This window comes from Alkalimonas sp. (assembly GCF_020831925.1).
Classification (GTDB): Bacteria; Pseudomonadota; Gammaproteobacteria; order Enterobacterales; family Alteromonadaceae; genus Alkalimonas.
Genome location: NZ_JAFIFQ010000012.1, coordinates 1 through 17,181, shown reverse-complemented (window position 1 = coordinate 17,181; position 17,181 = coordinate 1). Strand labels below are relative to the sequence as shown.

Below are 17,181 nucleotides of genomic sequence, written 5' to 3'. Positions count from 1 at the left end.
TACACTAAGTCAGGCTTTGTTGCTGCTCCTGCTGCAGCGTAGCGGCAAGCTTTTGCTGCAAGCTGCTACGGATCCAGTCGCACAAAGCCTCTGACTGGGCCGGCTGCCATTTGCCCTGCTGCAGCTGCTTGCTCCATTGCAGCAATTGCACCTGAGCCCGCTTGTCCCAGTCGCTGGCCTGAGTGGTCAGTGCCAGCCGGCTGCGCTCGGCGTGTGGCCTGAGCCAAAGCAGTTGCACAAAGGTCAGCGCCCGCGCCATCACCACCAATGGAAAATTCGGGTGTTTCACCGGGCCGATAAAATGCCGCTGCTGACTAAGCGGCAACCAGCCCAGCTTCTTACCCGGCAGCTGCTTGCTGGCCAACCAGCCAGCGGCCGAGCCAATCACCCCGCCCGATAAAGCCCCCAGCATCAATGAGCTGCCGCCTAAACCAAGATCCAGTACAGCCCCGGTCGCCATGCCAGCAGCACCGGTGACCAGCAGCAGCTCTTTTTGCTGCAATCCCCACAGATACCAGGTTTCGGTATTCATCAACCGATCGCGCTCTATCGGCCAGTCCAGCTGACGCTCCAGCTCAGCCTGGCCGTGGCCCCATTGCCCTGCCAGCTGGCGGAATAACTGATTTTCGACCTGATCCAGCTGTTGCTGTAACCAGAGCTCCGGGCTGGCCACTAAAGAAGGGGGCAACACCGACATCGGCTGACGCAAGCTCAACTGAGCGCACCAGTAGTCGGCCAGTTGCTCACTCACCTGCGCCAAACGCTGCTGCTCACGCTGCAGCAACTGCCGGTTTAACTCGGTCAAAGCCGCGGTCCAGTCCGGCGTTAACTCTGCCATGGCCTGAAACAACGCTTGGCGTGCCGGCAGACTGGCCGTCATCGGGTTAAACAGCCGGACCCACTGAAAACTCTGATTTAAAGTGGCCTGCCAGTTTTGAATATGCGGGCTTTTCGCAATAGGATTGATTAAGGCCATTCTGGGCTGGCCGGTCCAACGCAGAATCTCCATCTCGGCTTCATCGGTGGCACTGACCGCACTGGCTGCATCGGTCACAAATAAAATGCCGCTGCCAGCCATAATGGGCTCCAGCAAGGCCACTTCATCCGGAAATTGCTGCCGGTGCGCAGGCTCGGCCAAAAAAGCCCGCACCCTGGCCGGGCGCTCGGCCGCCGTTACAGGTATCTGCTGCAGCCAGGCCAGCAGCTGACGAGCACGCTGAAAGCCCGGCGTATCGGTGAGCGCCAGCAAAACCCGGCCGTCCAGCACAAACTCAAAGCGTTCGGCCTGACGGGTGGTGCCGGACTCAACGCCTATACGCACCGAATCGTTTTCCACCAGGGTGGAGACAATGGAAGACTTGCCCTGATTGGGGTGGCCAACCACGCAAAACTGCGGTATTGCCTTCATTCGGTCTCCTTAATCCAGGCCAGTTGCTGCTGGCGGGCAAAAGCCTGCCAGCTGGCCAGATGCCGCTTGGGCTCGGTGCTGCTGTCGCTTTGCGGCCAAAGGGCCTGGGCAATGCCCTGACGGCGTGCTTGCGCCATCCAGTCCGACAATTCAGCGACCGGGCTGCGACTGGCCGCTACCCGCCACAGGATCTGCGCTGGCTTGGTAGCAAGCAGGCGCTGCCAGGCCTCGTCATCCTGTTGCCAATCGGCACTGCCTAAGACAAGGGCGCTATCGGTCGATGGCAATTGCCAGTGCACCAGCCTGGCTTGTTGCCAATCGCTCAGCCCCTGCTGCTGCAAAGGCGCTGGCTCTGGCTCAGCCAGGGCGGGTGCGACACCGGCTGCAATGTTGCCGGCAGGCCCGGCAGCAGGCTGTACCCGCAGGCCGGCAGGCTGACGGCGGCTTTGCCACTGGCAAAACAGCGCCAGCACCACACGCGGCAGCAGGTTGTAACAAAGCAGGCTCATCAATAGAAATGGCCACCAACCGCTGGTTTGTGCCAGCAGCAGTTGCTGCTGTTCAATGCGGGCAAAGCGGCTTTGTGCCAGCAACTGCTCATCCGGTACCGCCGCTGGCCAGATGCTGTGCCAGGGGTAACTCAGCCATTGCAGCCACTGACTAAGTAAGTGCTGATCCGGCAACAAGGTTGAGCTCCAGCCAAAGGCCAGATCAGACAGCAACAACAGCAGCAGAAACACCAGCGCAATGCCAAGCCCAAACCAGCACCACAGCCAGTTTAGCTGGCTTAGCAGCCACCATTGCTGCGTCCGATCAGGCTGCCAGTACAAAGGTTTCCCGCTAATACGCAGCAACCAGGGTCGGCCAGGCCGCAGCAACCACAGCATAGCCAACAGGCTACCCAGCAATGGCACCCCGGCCCACAGCAGCCAGACCAGCAAGGCATTGATACGACCATCGGCGCTGTAATTCAGACTACCAGCCCCAAGCAGCATGCCGAGCAGCAAGGCCAGCGGCCAGCGCCACCAGGGCAAAGCGATTGAAGCGGGGGCAGACTGTGGCATCATCGAATTCTCAGCATGATAGATTCATCGTGTGATCATTATCTTATGTCAGGATAGATCAGAGGAACACTCTTTACTGCCTGTTTTTGCGGGCAAGATGGTAATAAACGGTTGAATTTACCTGAAATGCCCCAATTGATCAGCACAGCTGGCCATGGTGCGGTGCAACGGATCGACCATCGAAATAATCGATTAAAGCTATTTGTTTTATTCATTTTGAATAATCGGTGCCACTTGTTAGAGTAGCACCCGTCGAAACACCCAATGTTATTAACTGAAAATGGAGGAAGACGATGTCTTCAATTATCAATACCAAGATCAAACCTTTTAAAGCCACTGCTTTTCAAAATGGTAAATTTATCGAAGTAACCGAGCAGGACTTACTGGGTAAGTGGTCTGTTGTGTGTTTCTACCCGGCGGATTTCACCTTCGTTTGCCCAACTGAGCTGGGCGACCTGGCTGATTTCTACCCGCAGTTCCGTGACCTGGGCGTAGAAGTGTTCTCTGTGTCTACCGACACCCACTTCACCCACAAAGCATGGCACGATGCGTCTGAGACCATCAAGAAAATTGAATACCCAATGATCGGTGACCCGACTGGCGCTATCACCCGCAACTTCGGTGTGATGATCGAAGAAGAAGGCCTGGCGCTGCGTGGTACTTTCGTCATCAACCCTGAAGGCGAAATCAAAGTGGCTGAAATCCATGACCTGGGTATCGGCCGCAGCGCTGCTGAACTGTTCCGTAAAGTACAAGCGGCTCAGTACGTAGCAAACCACGACGGCGAAGTATGCCCGGCCAAATGGACTCCAGGTGAAGCTACTCTGGCTCCATCACTGGACCTGGTTGGCAAAATCTAAATGCCGTACCACCGTTGCCCGGCAGCGGACGCTGAAACCACGCCTCACGACTGAAGCTGGTTTCAGCTTCTCCCCCTGCACTGTAAAAACGGTACCAAGCCAGCATTTTTGGATGCTGGCTACACTCAAGCTTTGCCTAAAATCCGGGCTTTGCCTGAAACAACGCGCTAAACACAGTCAAGAGATGGAGTAGACTCAATGTTAGATACCAACCTGAAACAACAATTAAGCAGCTATCTGCAGAACCTGAAGTCCCAGGTAGAGCTGGTCGTATCTCTGGACGATAGCGCCAAAGCTCAAGAATTAAATACCCTGGCGTCTGAGATTGCCAGCTTGTCCGATTTGGTCAGCCTGCGCCGTGATGACGCTGCCTCCAGCCGTGCACCTGCCATGCAGGTTCGCTCTGTCGAAAAAGGCACTGTTATTACCTTTGCCGGTGTGCCGATGGGCCACGAATTTACCTCTTTGGTGCTGGCGTTGCTGCACTCTGGTGGTCACCCGATTAAAATTGACGCCGAGCTGATTGAACAAATCCGCCAGCTAAGCGGCCGTTTTGAGTTTGAAACCTACATTTCATTAAGCTGCCAGACCTGCCCGGAAGTGGTGCAGGCGCTGAATATGATGGCAGCCATTAACCCCAATATTACCAGCGTGATGATCGACGGCGCCCTGTTCCAGCAGGAAGTGACCGATCGCAATGTGATGGCAGTACCCACAGTGTTTTTAAATGGCGAGCAGTTCTCGCAAGGTGCCATTACGCTGGAGCGGATTATCCAGAAAATTGATGTCAATGCCGAAGCCCGCCAGGCTGAAGCATTGAAGCAAAAAGAGTCCTTTGATGTGCTGGTCGTCGGCGGTGGCCCGGCCGGTGCTTCTGCGGCGGTCTATGCGGCCCGTAAAGGTCTGCGTACTGGCGTGCTGGCCGAGCGTTTTGGTGGCCAGGTGGCCGATACCGTCGGCATTGAAAACTTTATCTCGGTGCAATACACCGAGGGCCCTAAGCTGGTGAATGCCCTGGAAGCCCACGTTCGCCAGTACGAGGTCGACATTATGAACAACCAGCGTGCGACTAAGCTAAGCAAAAGCGAGCAAGTCGAGCTGGAGCTGGCCAATGGTGCTGTGCTGAAAAGCAAAACCCTGATCCTGGCCCCGGGTGCCCGCTGGCGCGAAATGAATGTGCCTGGCGAGCAGGAATACCGTGGCAAAGGCGTGGCTTACTGCCCGCACTGCGATGGCCCGCTGTTTAAAGGCAAACGAGTTGCGGTGATTGGCGGTGGTAACTCCGGTATCGAAGCCGCCATCGATCTGGCCGGTATTGTCGAGCATGTCACTGTGCTGGAATTTGCCGCCGAGCTGCGCGCCGATGCGGTGCTGGTGAAAAAAGCCAACTCCATGGGCAATATCACCATCATTACCGAAGCCCAAACCACCGAAGTGACCGGTGATGGCAACAAGGTCAATGGCATTCAATACACCGATCGCACCACCGGTGACAGCCATCATATTGAGTTAGCCGGTATCTTCGTGCAAATCGGTCTGGTGCCAAATACCGAATGGTTGCGCGGCGCGGTAGAGCTAAGCCCACGCGGTGAGATCATCGTTGATGAGCGCGGCCAGACTTCGCTGCCAGGCGTGTTCGCCGCCGGCGATGCCACCACAGTACCTTACAAGCAGATTGTTATTGCCATGGGTAGCGGCGCCAATGCCTCACTCGGTGCCTTTGACTATCTGATCCGTCACTAAATTTAAAGCGCGTCCCCTTTGCGGCAACCTTCGGGTTGCCGTTTTTTTACACTCTCCATGATGGCTTGTATTGACAATAGCTACACAGCAGCCTAAGATTTGTATATCAATTGTATAGCTTTGGAGTTGCCATGCGTGCTGCAGCCATTAATTTACGGGCCTTGCCCGAACAGCGGGATCTGATCGATCAAGCGGCCAGCCTGCTGGGTAAAAATCGCTCGGATTTTATGCTGGAAGCTGCCTGTGAGCTGGCGCAGAATGTGGTGCTGGATCAGGTGCATTTTCAGTTGGATGCCGGTAAATACCAGGCCTTTGTCGAGCTGTTGGATGCCCCCCCGAAGCAAAACCCCGGCCTGGAGCGCTTGTTGGCGCTCAAAGCGCCCTGGGATAACGCCTGATGCTGGAGCTCACTGCTCCACAGCCGCTTGCACAGCACCACTGCCTTGAACACTTTTCCTCTGGTGAAGTCGTGCTGGATACCTGGCTAAAACGCCGGGCGATGGCAAATCAACTGCGTGGGGCCAGCCGTACCTTTGTTGTGACCGATAAGACCGATGCTGTTTTAGGCTACTACGCCATGGCAGCCGGTGCTGTCGCATTGCAGACGGCCAGCAGCACGGTACGCCGTAATATGCCCGATCCTATCCCGGTGATGGTGTTAGCCCGCCTGGCGGTGGATCAGCGGGCACAGGGCATGCAATTGGGAGCTGCCTTGCTGCAGGATGCCGTAAAGCGGTCACTGCATGTATCGCAGCACACTGGGGTACGTGCCCTGCTGGTGCATGCGTTGCATGAGCGCGCCAAATCATTTTACCTGCACTATGGCTTTCAGGTTTCCCCGGTCGATCCCATGGTGCTGATGCTGCGGTTGGCTAATCTCAAGCCCTAATGCCGTAATTGCTGAAAAACAGCGGTGCGCTTATAAGGTGCCGGATAAATGCCGACCTGCAACAGTTGTGGCCTGAGTGTCCATTCCACGCTGAGCTCGATGCTGCCATCGTCATTTTTTGCGAAGTGCACAAATTTCTCGCGCTGTGCTCTGTTGTGCCAATGCGCCCGGTAAGTATCACTCTGCCAATGCTCCAGCGTCAGCCAGGAGACACCATCGTCCCAAAACTGCAGCAGCAAGTCGCCGTTGTCGTCCAAGGAGACGTCGGCGCTGCCATAGAGCGGATGTTGGTAATGGCCAATGATCTGCTGTGTGTTCAGGCTGGCAGCCAAATCCGGCTGACGTTGTTGTTCAATCTGCTGCCGGGCACTGCTGGCTTCAGCAAAATTCTGCTGATACTGCGCCAGATAATGACCATGCCAATCGAACTCCGGCAAAGCAGCAATACGATCAATGATAGTATGGGTTAGCGCCGGGCGGAAATTTTCGAAGGTATTGCCCACCACGATAATACCCAGCTCCAGCTCAGGCACCAAAGTTACCAAGGTATTAAAACCATCGGTCGCGCCACCATGGCTGGCGGTGGCGTAGCCGCGGTAATCCTCCAGATACCAGCCCAGGCCATAGGCCCGCACTGGCTCAAGCCGGTTGGCCCTGCTTACCACCACCTGAGGCGTGAAAATCTCCGCCATCACCTCCTCACTTAGCAATCGCTGGTCCTGATAGACGCCAGGCTCACCCAGGTTCAGTCGCAGCCACTGCGCCATCTCATACACACTACTATTCACCGATGCCGAAGGACCGACGTTGTCGAAGTTACGCCGGGCTATTTCCACAACAGCGCCCTCTATGTACTGATGCGGTATGGCGATATTGGTATCATCCAGTGCATACTGAGTAATGGAGGTGTTGCTGCGCTGCATGCCAAGTGGCTGGAACAAGCGCTCACGCACAAAATCATCCCAGCTTTGGCCACTGACCGCTGCCACCACTTCACCAGCCACCGAATACATCACATTGTGGTAAACAAAACCGGAGCGAAATGGCTGTTCAAAGTCGTGATAGCGCATCTGCCGAATCACCTGCTCACGGCTGGCCGACGGCATAAACTGAATGCGGTTGCCGGTAATACGGCCCAAACCAACGCGGTGGGTCAGTAAATCACGAATGCGCACTTCCTGCGTCACCCAGTCATCAGCCAGTTGAAAATACGGCAGGTGATCGATGACTTTATCGTCCCAGCTGAGCTTGCCTTCATCCACCAGCAGGCCCAGTGCTGTCGCTGTCATCGCTTTGGAGGTGGACGCAACGCCAAACAGCGTATGCTCATTGACCGCCAGCTCTGAGTTTAAGCCCAGCTGACCAAAACCCCGGGCATAAATCAGCTGGTCCTGATGCACCACGGCCACTGCCAGGCCAGGCAGTTGCCAGTCCTTACGCCCTTGCTCAATCCAGTGATCCAGGCCAGCCAGCGGCTCTGGCTTGGCATCGCCAAGCGCGCAGCCTGCCAGCAACAGGGCCGCAAAACCAGTGAGTACTAAATGACGAACGAAGCGATAAGATGGGAGCGTTGGATGCATGCAGGCCTCGAAATAGACAATTCAAGGCCAGCATACTAGCCGATCTGGCCGCTTAGGCCAAATCGGTCAGCGCAGCTAGTTCGCGTTTGGCGCTCTGGCCGGGCGGCTGCGCTGGCTGCGAGCTTTGGCCTGGGCAGAGCCCTGGGCACGCTGACCATCGCGGTGCTCGGTCGGCTTCTTCGGCTTTTTCGGCCGGTGTGCAGGCTGCGACAGGTTGGTTGTTGGCAGTGTATGCACCGGCTCATAACCTGGTTGCTGATGACGAGGTATGGCTTGGCGAATAACCCGCTCAATATCGCGCAGCAATTTGGTGTCGTCGGCACAGACCAACGAGACGGCGTGACCACTGGCACCAGCCCGGCCGGTACGGCCAATACGATGCACATAATCTTCCGGTACATTGGGCAAGTCATAATTGACCACTTGTGGCAACTGATCAATATCCAGGCCGCGGGCAGCGATGTCGGTGGCAACCAAGACCCGCACTTCACCACTTTTAAAGCCAGCCAACGCCTTGGTACGGGCACCCTGGCTTTTGTTGCCATGAATAGCCGCCGCCTGAATGCCGACGGTTTCCAACTGCTTGGTTAGTTTGTTGGCGCCATGCTTGGTTTTGGTAAATACCAGCACCTGCTGCCAGTTTTGATCAACAATTAAATCAATCAGCAACTGAGCTTTGCGGTTTTTATCCACCGGATACACCAGTTGCTCAACCCGCTCAGCGGTACTGTTAGCCGGGCTAACCGAGACTTCCAGCGGGTTATTGACCATGGTTTTAGCCAGCGCCCGGATCTCATCAGAAAAGGTGGCCGAAAACAGCAGATTTTGCCGCTGCTTTGGCAGCAACGTCAAAATTTTACGGATATCGCGGATAAAGCCCATATCCAGCATGCGGTCGGCTTCATCCAGTACCAGGATTTCCAAATCCGAAAAGCGCACCGCATTTTGCTGGTACAAATCCAGCAACCGGCCCGGGGTGGCAATCAGAATATCGACGCCCTTGCGCAGCTTTTGCATCTGCGGATTGATTTTTACGCCACCAAATACAATGGTCGAACGCAGCGGCAAACGACTGCCATAACGCACCACGCTCTCGCCGACCTGAGCCGCCAGCTCGCGGGTTGGGGTCAGGATCAAAGCACGCGCCTGATTGGCTGAGGCAGGCTTGCCCTCTGCCAGACGCTGCAATAAAGGCAGGGTAAAACCCGCCGTTTTGCCGGTCCCCGTCTGGGCCGCAGCCATTAAATCGCGACCAGCCAGTACGGCGGGGATCGCCTGAGCCTGGATCGGGGAAGGGGTGTCGTAGCCTTCAGCCTGAATGGCTGCAAGCAATGGGGCCGATAAGCCCAGGGAGGCAAAACTCATAGATTCTCACTTGTTGTGCAAAATACCGCCAGAATGGCAGCCGGGCAGCATACCTGAAATAGCATGCTAACGCTATCGAAACCATACCATGGCTGGCTAAAGCTCATGTTTAAAGCATAGATGAAGCGATACTAATTCCTTTTGGTTATATCTGAGCGCGATCCATTATTTTATTAAAGCCATACAGACGGCTATTCTGCAAGCTAAGTCGATGCCATCACCTGCGATGACATCAATGAACGCAGCCATGGGCTGGAGTGAGCGATGGATTATTTACCGATTTTTACCCAATTGCAGCAACAGCCCGTGCTGGTGGTCGGTGGCGGCCAGGTCGCGTACCGCAAGATCCAGTTGCTGCTCGCCGCCGGCGCCAAGGTTACGGTGCTGGCCAAAAAGATCAGCCCGGAAGTGCAGGCGCTGGCAGGAAACCAACTGCAGTGCATCGAAGCCATGTTTGGTGAACATAAGATCAATCACTACAAACTGATTATTGCCGCCACCGATAAGCCAGCGATCAATGCCGAGATCTTTCGGGCCGCCAACGCCGCCAATATCTGGGTCAACGCCGTCGATGACCCAGAACATGGCAACTTTATTTTTCCGGCCATCGTTGATCGCAGTCCCATCGTAGTAGCGATTTCGTCCGGTGGAAATGCCCCGGTGTTGGCACGTCGTTTGCGCGAACGCATTGAGCAGTTGCTGCCACAGTCGATTAGCTTGCTGGGCCAGTTCGCAGCCCGCTGCCGTGACCAGGTCAAAGCAGCCTTGCCATCCATTGCCGAGCGCCGTGACTTCTGGGAGCGTTGGTTTGCCGGCCCGGCCCAGCAATTGCTGGCGGCTGGTAAAACGGCAGATACCGAACAGTTGTTTCAACAGCAACTGCAGCAATTTGTGCCGAATCAGGGCGAAGTCTGGTTGGTCGGTGCCGGCCCGGGTGATCCGGAGCTGTTAACCATCAAAGCCATGCAGTGCATGCAGCAGGCTGATGTCATCGTACACGATGGTCTGGTCAGTGCGGATGTGCTGGCACTGGCCAGACGCGATGCTGAACGCATCAGTGTCGCCAAACAGGCCGGTTTTCATAGCCTGCCACAAGACGAAATCAATGCCCTGATTGTGCGACTGGCGCAAGAGGGTAAACGGGTCTGCCGGTTAAAAGGTGGCGACCCCTTTATTTATGGCCGTGGTGGCGAAGAATGCGAAGCCTTAGTCGCAGCTGGTATTCGCTACAGTGTGGTGCCAGGTGTAACTGCCGCTGCTGGCTGTGCGGCCTATGCCGGCATTCCGCTAACGCACCGCGATTACGCCCAAACCGTGCAACTGGTCACCGGCCACTGCCGGGCCAATGGCGATGAGCCCGACTGGCCATCGCTGGCCAAAGCACGGCAAACCCTGGTGGTTTATATGGGCCTGATCAATAGTGGTACTTTAAGCCAGCAGTTGATCGCTCATGGCCGCAGCAGCGATACCCCGGTCGCCATTATTGAAAACGGCACCCGGCCCGAGCAGCGCAGCATCACCGGCACTCTGGCGCAGTTGCCACAGCTGATTACCGACCACCAGCTGCAAAGCCCGGCCTTGATTATTATTGGCGAAGTGGTGGCACTGGCGCCGAACTTACACTGGTTTCAAACTTTCGTGGCTGAGCCAAGCGCCAGCCAGGCAGCCTAGGAGCAACAGATGGCTTTATCGCATTTACAACAACTGGAAGCCGAGAGCATCCATATTTTCCGCGAAGTCGCCGCCGAGTTTAAAAAACCGGTGATGCTGTATTCGATTGGCAAGGACTCGTCGGTGCTGCTGCACCTGGCCCGCAAGGCCTTCGCACCGGGCAAGATCCCTTTCCCTTTGCTGCATGTCGACACCGACTGGAAGTTTCGCGAGATGATTGAATTTCGCGACCGCATCGCCAAGGACTACCAACTGGACTTGCGGGTGCACAAAAACCCGGAAGGACTGGCGATGGGCATCAATCCCTTTGTGCATGGCAGCGCCAAACACACCGACATTATGAAAACTCAGGGCTTAAAACAAGCGCTGAACCAGTATGGTTTTGATGCCGCCTTTGGTGGCGCCCGCCGTGATGAAGAGAAATCCCGCGCCAAGGAGCGGGTGTTTTCCTTCCGCGATAAACACCACCGCTGGGACCCGAAAAACCAGCGGCCTGAGCTGTGGAATATCTACAACAGCGCCATCAACGAAGGCGAAAGCATCCGGGTGTTCCCGCTCTCCAACTGGACCGAGCTGGATATCTGGCTTTATATCCTGCAGGAAAAAATCGACATCGTACCGCTGTATCTGGCGAAAGAGCGCCCGGTGGTCAAACGCGATGGCACCCTGATCATGGTGGATGACAACCGCATGCCGATTGAGCCGGGTGAGGTGATCGAACAAAAATCCGTGCGTTTTCGCACCCTCGGCTGTTACCCACTGACCGGCGCCATCGAGTCGACCGCCGATACACTGGAAGGCATTGTCGAAGAAATGCTGCGCGCCCGCACGTCCGAGCGGCAGGGACGGGTGATTGATCAGGATCAGTCGGGTATGGAACTGAAAAAACGTGAGGGGTACTTTTGATGAGCAGCACCGTACTGGAAAGCACCAGCCTGGAGCAACAGCTGAACGAGCTGGGTATTCGTGGTTATCTGCAGCAGCATCAGGACAAAAGCCTGCTGCGGGTACTGACCTGTGGCAGCGTCGATGATGGCAAAAGCACCCTGATCGGCCGGCTGCTGCACGACAGCCAACAGCTGTATGATGATCAGCTGGATGCGCTGAAACGCGATCACAAAGGCCGCAACAGTGAAGGCGAGCTGGAGCTGGCCATGCTGGTGGATGGCCTGCAGGCCGAGCGGGAACAAGGCATTACCATTGATGTGGCCTACCGCTATTTCTCCACCACCTTGCGTAAATTTATCTTGGCCGACACGCCGGGCCATGAACAGTACACCCGCAATATGGCAACCGGCGCCTCCAATGCCGATGTCGCTATTTTGCTGGTCGACGCACGTCATGGTGTGCTGACTCAAACCAAGCGGCACAGCTTTATCTGCGCCCTGCTCGGCATCAAGCACTTTGTGGTGGCGGTGAATAAGATGGACCTGATTGGTTATGCCGAAACCGAGTTCAGCCGCATCAAAAAAGACATCCTGGCCATTACCAGTCAGTTGCAGGTACCTAAAGTGGACGTAGTGCCTTTAAGCGCATTAAAAGGCGAAAATATCATGGCACCGTCCGCCAACATGCCCTGGTACCAGGGCCAGCCGCTGCTGCCTTTGTTGGAAACATTGCCGCTACCGGATCGTAGCGGCCAGCACAGTCGCTTCCCGGTGCAGTATGTCATTCGACCGGATCTGAATTTCCGTGGTTTTGCCGGCACCGTCACCGGTGGTCGGCTGGCGGTCGGTCAGACCGTCAAGGTCTACCCTTCCGGCCAGCAAAGCACCATTCGCAGCATTGAGACCTTTGCCGGCAGCCAGCCGGCAGCCGAAGCCGGTGAGGCGGTGACTATTACGCTGCAGGATGAAGTCGATGTCAGCCGTGGTGACTGGCTGGTGCCGGTGGAAGAGACCGTGACTCTGAGCAACCGGGCACTGGCCTACCTGGTCTGGTTCAATGAACTGCCACTGCAGCCCGGCCGGCTGTACGATCTGAAACTGGCCAGCCGCAAAAGCTCGGTCAGCATCAGCAAACTGGATCACAAGGTCAATATCAATACCTTGCAAAAAATCGACGCCGAAACAGTGCAGATGAATGACATCGCGCTGGTTGAGCTGGAGCTGACCGAAGTGCTGCCACTGGATACCGCCAGCGAACATCCCGGCACCGGCAACTTTATTCTGGTGGATCGGCTGAGCAATGCGACGGTGGCTGCCGGCTTAATCCAGACGGTACTGGCGAAAGAGCAGGTCAGTGCGCCAGCCAACTTCTCTGCCTTTGAGCTGGAGCTGAATGCCTTGATCCGCAAACACTTCCCGCACTGGCAGGCGGCGGATCTTTCGGCCTTAACCGATGCACTGCATGGTGTGACCAACAAGTGACACTGCAGCAGCTTGGGGTCATTGCCCTGTTGCTGGCGCTGGTCGCCGGCCTGGTCTTTAGCAAGCGCTCGCCAGCCTTTTGGTTTGGCGGCGCCCTGCTGGCCAGCTATCTGGTCGGCTGGCTGGAGCTGGACAAAGCGTTGACCAATTTCAGCAACCCCTCGCTGATCACGCTAGTGTTACTCTTGTTGATTTCACTGGCCATTGAAAAATCGCAACTGGTCAGCTGGTTAAGCCGCAGCTTTTCGGGCAGCAACCTCAGCCTGGTGGTGGCACGCTTAAGTTTGGCCAGCGGCTTCTTGTCCTCCTTTGTCAACAACACCGCCGTGGTGTCGACCCTGATGGCCTCACTACGGCAGCACCCGCACTTTGCTGCTTCCAAGTTGCTGATCCCACTGTCGTACAGCGCCATCTTAGGCGGCATGCTGACGCTGATTGGCACCTCGACCAATCTGATTGTCAATGGCTTTGTCGAAGAAGCCGGCCACGCCAGTCTGGGCTTTTTTGACTTCACCCTGCTTGGCCTGATTGCTTTTGCGGCTGGCCTGGTGGTGCTGATGGTAGGTGCTCACTGGCTGCCGGATACCCGCAAAACCGAGCAGGCCGCTGCCCCTTATTATTTAAGCGCCCACGTCGATGCCGACAGCCAACTTATTGGTAAAACCGTCAGTGACAATGGTCTACGCGAATTGCAGGCGCTGTTTCTGGCTGAAATTCAACGCGGTGATAAGTTGCTGTGCCCGGTCAAGCCCGATACGCTTATTCAGGCAGGCGATGAACTGCGCTTTGTCGGCGACCTGCAGGCAGTCTCGCGCCTGCAAAACTTCCCAGGCCTGCAGCTGGTGCCAGGTGAAGCCGAGCATCAGGGCGAGCTGATGGAAGCGGTGATCAGCTACAGCTCCAAGCTGGTGGGCAAAACCTTAAAGCAGCTGCGCTTTCGTGAGCAGTACGATGCGGCCGTGATCGCGGTGCGCCGCGGCCATGAACGCTTAAATGGTGGCTTAGGTGATTTAGAGCTGCATGCCGGTGATGTGCTGATCCTGGCAACCGGCAAAGACTTTCCCGGCCAGAATGAATTGGGGCAGGATTTTATTTACGTCAATGGCCTGGCTATCAGTCAACCACTCACCGCAAAGCGCAGTCACTGGGTGCTGGCCAGTTTTGCCGCCACCCTGACGCTATCTATCCTGGATCTGGTGCCGCTGGTAAAAAGCCTGCCACTGCTGCTGGTGCTTTATATCGCCACCAAAGTGATCCAGCTGAACGAGCTAAAGCGCCGCTTTCCGCTGGAGCTGTTTATTATTGTCGGCTCTGCCATTGGCCTGTCCCAACTGATGATCCAGTCCGGCGTCGCCGGCATGATAGCCGCTGGCCTGAATCAATTGGTGGCAGGCTACGGTGCTTATGGTGCTTTGATTGCCATTTTTATCGCCACCTGGCTCTTTACCGAAGTGGTCACCAACAATGCCGCTGCCGCGCTGACCTTCCCCATTGCCTATGCCATGGCGCTGGAACTTGGCGTCAGCCCAACGCCGTTTTTTATGGCGGTGGCTTTTGGCGCCTCGGCCAGCTTTATTTCGCCTTTTGGTTATCAAACCAACCTGATGGTGTACAGCGCCGGCAACTACCAGCTGAAAGATTACGCCCGTATCGGCATTCCGATGGCGCTGGTGTACAGTACGGTAGTGCTGCTGTGCCTGCCACGCATTTACTCGTTTTAACCCCGGATTGGACACCCCATGACTGACAATATCGTATGGCAACAACACCACACCAACCGTGAGCAACGTGCCGAACTCTTTGGCCACCGCAGTGGTGTGATCTGGTTTACCGGCTTAAGTGGCTCCGGCAAGTCGACCGTGGCCAATGCGCTGGAGCAGGCGCTGGCCGCGCGCGGTTTTCACACCTATTTGCTGGACGGCGACAATGTGCGCCACGGCCTTTGCGCCGATTTGGGCTTTAGTGCCGAAGATCGCACCGAAAACCTGCGCCGGGTCGGGGCAGTATCCGGTCTGATGGTGGATGCCGGCCTGCTGGTACTCAGTGCTTTTATCTCGCCTTACCGCAGTCAGCGCCAATTGGTACGCAGCCTGGTCCCGGCGGATTCCTTTTTGGAAGTTTACATCGCCACCCCGCTGGCAGTGTGCGAGCAGCGCGATGTCAAAGGCCTGTATCAAAAGGCCCGTAAGGGGGAGATCAGCCACTTTACCGGCATCTCCGACCCTTACGAGCCACCAGAAGCACCGGATCTGGTGATTGACACCTCGGCCAGCGCCTTGGCCGACAGCATCAACCAACTGTTGCAACTCTTAGCAGAGCGTGGTTGGATCAAACCAACACCAACAACTGCGGTTTGATAGGATTGGGTGAATGAAACTACTGCTGCAACAAATTATCCAGCTGGCCGAACAGGCGGGCGAAGCCATTTTAGACGTCTATCAGCGCGATAGGTCAGCTCAGGGCATTCAGGCCAAGCAAGACGACTCACCACTAACCGATGCGGATTTAGCCGCCCAGCAGGTGATCAGCCAGCGGCTGGCACAGCTGACCCCGGACATTCCGGTGCTGTCGGAAGAAGCGGCCGCCACCCCCTGGCCAGAGCGTCAGCATTGGCAGCGTTTCTGGCTGGTTGATCCGTTGGATGGTACCAAGGAATTTATTAAGCGCAATGGCGAGTTCACGGTCAATATTGCCCTGATTGAGCAGGGCAAACCCGTACTTGGGGTAGTGCATGCACCGGTACTGCAAAAAACCTGGGCGGCGCTCAAAGGCGAAGGCGCTTTGGTGCAATACCAGGGGGAGCAGTATTCGATTCATGTGAGCCAGCCAAGGCCGGATGAGCCCATCCGGGTAGTCGGCAGTCGTAGCCACCCAAGCCCGGATTTGGCCGATTACCTGAAGCAGTTTGCCAGCTTCGAGATGGTGCCGGTCGGCAGCTCACTGAAGTTTTGCCTGGTGGCCGAAGGCAGCGCCCATGTCTATCCGCGCTTTGGCCCCACCATGCTATGGGACACCGGCGCCGGCCATATCGTAGCCGAAGAAGCCGGCGCTAGCGTGCAGTTTGAGGGGCTTGGCGATGCCCCTTATCAGCGCGAGCAACTGCTCAACCCTAACTTTCTGGTATCGGCGCTTTAGCTGTGAAAGCGCGCGTTTCAGGCGTTAAAAGCTGAAACGTGCGCCTAAGCGACCCTGGGTGTAGCTGCCACCAAGAAAATCACCGCGCTCAAACTCCGCCAGAAAAGACAGGTTGCGGCTTAAAAAGTAGTGCAAGCCAATGGCCTGGGTAAACTGGTTTTTATCCACCAATCTGGGTTCGTCCAGATATTCATACCCTAAACGGCCATAAAGCTCCACTTGCGGCGTGATCATGCTGCGTAACGTTGCTTCGGCTTTCAGGTAGTCGTACTTATCCCGGTCCAGGAAAATCACATTGCCTTCGACTATTTTATCTTCCAGCCGGTAATTACCGAAGTAACCCGCCAAATCCAACACTGTATTTGGCGCCACCGGAGTAATCACGCCAAGGCCTATGGCTCGGTTGTAGATCCGGTAATTGTCATAGCCATCAGAAAAGCGCACCGTATCTTCCACCCGGCTGTACTGGCCGGCAATAAACAAATGCTGGTTAATTAAGAAGGAACCTTTTAAGCCATAACCACTAAAATCATTGCGATCGCCTTCAAACTTATCTTCAAAGGATAAAAAGCTGGCTTCAACAAAACGATGTCCCGGCCAGTCGCCGGCGACCGATGAAAAACTTAAAGCAGTAGCCACTGCTGATACCAATAAGGTGAAACGCATGCTGCATCCTCCGGATGAATAATCAGCTTCTAGCCTGGCTGATTTGAGCTTAATTGAACCTGAACAAGCATTTTCCGGCTGCTTTGTATGCCTCACTTCAGTAAACTAGGCTTCTTTTGCCATACAGAACAAACTGACTATGCGTCTGGATAAATTTATCAGCAACTGCACCGGCCTCACCCGCTCACAGGCCACCAAAGTCATTCGCCAGGGTAGGGTTCTGGTCAATGGCGAGCTGTGCAAGCAAGGGGCGGTGCAACTGGCGGCAGCAGACCGTGTTGCACTGGATGACGATGAGCTAAGCTTGCCCGGCCTACGTTATCTGGTGCTGCATAAGCCAGCTGGTTATGTTTGTTCCAGCGATGATCCGGAGCACCCAACGGTGATGATGTTGCTGGATGAGCCGGCACTGGATAAACTCAACCCGGTGG

General features: G+C 55.9%; 16 protein-coding genes. 11 read left to right on the top strand and 5 right to left on the bottom strand.

What is annotated here, in order from left to right; translation table 11 throughout:
- Positions 1-4: 4 nt before the first annotated feature.
- Together JJU14_RS05800 and JJU14_RS05795 are read right to left on the bottom strand one after the other, a co-directional pair.
- Positions 5-1,408, bottom strand: a complete 1,404-nt coding sequence (locus JJU14_RS05800; RefSeq protein WP_228611652.1) for a GTPase/DUF3482 domain-containing protein — start codon at positions 1,406-1,408, stop codon at positions 5-7.
- On the bottom strand, positions 1,405-2,472 hold the full coding sequence (locus tag JJU14_RS05795) for a DUF2868 domain-containing protein (RefSeq protein WP_228611651.1): 1,068 nt from the start codon (positions 2,470-2,472) through the stop codon (positions 1,405-1,407). Before JJU14_RS05795 ends, JJU14_RS05800 begins: the two co-directional genes overlap by 4 nt.
- 293 nt (positions 2,473-2,765) lie before the next feature.
- Between JJU14_RS05795 and ahpC the strand changes: the two genes are divergently transcribed.
- From ahpC to JJU14_RS05775, 4 genes are all read left to right on the top strand, one after another.
- Positions 2,766-3,332 carry an alkyl hydroperoxide reductase subunit C gene (gene ahpC, locus JJU14_RS05790; protein ID WP_228594308.1) on the top strand — a complete coding sequence of 189 codons (567 nt, stop codon included), beginning with the start codon at positions 2,766-2,768 and terminating at the stop codon, positions 3,330-3,332.
- Between the two features lie 198 nt (positions 3,333-3,530).
- Positions 3,531-5,075 carry an alkyl hydroperoxide reductase subunit F gene (ahpF, locus tag JJU14_RS05785; protein WP_228611650.1) on the top strand — a complete coding sequence of 515 codons (1,545 nt, stop codon included), beginning with the start codon at positions 3,531-3,533 and terminating at the stop codon, positions 5,073-5,075.
- Between the two features lie 131 nt (positions 5,076-5,206).
- Complete coding sequence (locus JJU14_RS05780; RefSeq protein WP_228611649.1) at positions 5,207-5,473, top strand: DUF1778 domain-containing protein; 267 nt, start codon at positions 5,207-5,209, stop codon at positions 5,471-5,473.
- Entirely contained in the window at positions 5,470-5,964 is a 495-nt protein-coding gene (locus JJU14_RS05775) for a GNAT family N-acetyltransferase (protein WP_228611689.1), read from the top strand. The genes JJU14_RS05780 and JJU14_RS05775 overlap by 4 nt, the downstream gene beginning before the upstream one ends.
- On the opposite strand, the gene JJU14_RS05770 is transcribed toward JJU14_RS05775, so the two are convergent.
- Both JJU14_RS05770 and JJU14_RS05765 read right to left on the bottom strand, forming a co-directional pair.
- Positions 5,961-7,544 carry a serine hydrolase gene (locus JJU14_RS05770; RefSeq protein ID WP_228611648.1) on the bottom strand — a complete coding sequence of 528 codons (1,584 nt, stop codon included), beginning with the start codon at positions 7,542-7,544 and terminating at the stop codon, positions 5,961-5,963. The genes JJU14_RS05775 and JJU14_RS05770 overlap by 4 nt on opposite strands.
- A gap of 75 nt (positions 7,545-7,619) precedes the next feature.
- Positions 7,620-8,909: a DEAD/DEAH box helicase gene (locus tag JJU14_RS05765; RefSeq protein WP_228611647.1), complete on the bottom strand. Its 1,290-nt coding sequence runs from the start codon at positions 8,907-8,909 to the stop codon at positions 7,620-7,622.
- 264 nt (positions 8,910-9,173) lie between these two features.
- Here JJU14_RS05765 and cysG point away from each other — a divergent pair, with 264 nt between their 5' ends.
- From cysG to cysQ, 6 genes are read left to right on the top strand one after another with little or no spacing between them, the layout of a single operon-like run.
- The gene (gene cysG / locus JJU14_RS05760; RefSeq protein ID WP_228611646.1) at positions 9,174-10,580 is read left to right on the top strand and encodes a siroheme synthase CysG; all 1,407 of its coding nucleotides are present in this window, start codon (positions 9,174-9,176) and stop codon (positions 10,578-10,580) included.
- Between the two features lie 9 nt (positions 10,581-10,589).
- Positions 10,590-11,486 carry a sulfate adenylyltransferase subunit CysD gene (gene cysD / locus JJU14_RS05755; protein WP_228611645.1) on the top strand — a complete coding sequence of 299 codons (897 nt, stop codon included), beginning with the start codon at positions 10,590-10,592 and terminating at the stop codon, positions 11,484-11,486.
- Entirely contained in the window at positions 11,486-12,949 is a 1,464-nt protein-coding gene (gene cysN, locus JJU14_RS05750) for a sulfate adenylyltransferase subunit CysN (protein WP_228611644.1), read from the top strand. The genes cysD and cysN overlap by 1 nt, the downstream gene beginning before the upstream one ends.
- Positions 12,946-14,670, top strand: coding sequence for an SLC13 family permease (locus JJU14_RS05745; protein WP_228611643.1), 1,725 nt, complete (start codon positions 12,946-12,948; stop codon positions 14,668-14,670). The genes cysN and JJU14_RS05745 overlap by 4 nt, the downstream gene beginning before the upstream one ends.
- Positions 14,671-14,688: 18 nt before the next feature.
- Positions 14,689-15,306 (top strand): adenylyl-sulfate kinase, encoded by a 618-nt coding sequence (gene cysC, locus JJU14_RS05740; RefSeq protein ID WP_228611642.1) that lies wholly within the window; start codon positions 14,689-14,691, stop codon positions 15,304-15,306.
- Positions 15,307-15,319: 13 nt separating this feature from the next.
- Positions 15,320-16,084: a 3'(2'),5'-bisphosphate nucleotidase CysQ gene (gene cysQ, locus JJU14_RS05735; RefSeq protein WP_228611641.1), complete on the top strand. Its 765-nt coding sequence runs from the start codon at positions 15,320-15,322 to the stop codon at positions 16,082-16,084.
- Positions 16,085-16,108: 24 nt separating this feature from the next.
- Here cysQ and JJU14_RS05730 read toward each other — a convergent pair whose 3' ends face one another.
- Positions 16,109-16,750, bottom strand: coding sequence for a hypothetical protein (locus tag JJU14_RS05730; RefSeq protein ID WP_228611640.1), 642 nt, complete (start codon positions 16,748-16,750; stop codon positions 16,109-16,111).
- Positions 16,751-16,889: 139 nt separating this feature from the next.
- Here JJU14_RS05730 and JJU14_RS05725 point away from each other — a divergent pair.
- Positions 16,890-17,181, top strand: a 292-nt coding sequence (locus JJU14_RS05725) for a S4 domain-containing protein (RefSeq protein WP_300976172.1), incomplete at its 3' end; no start/stop codon positions are given.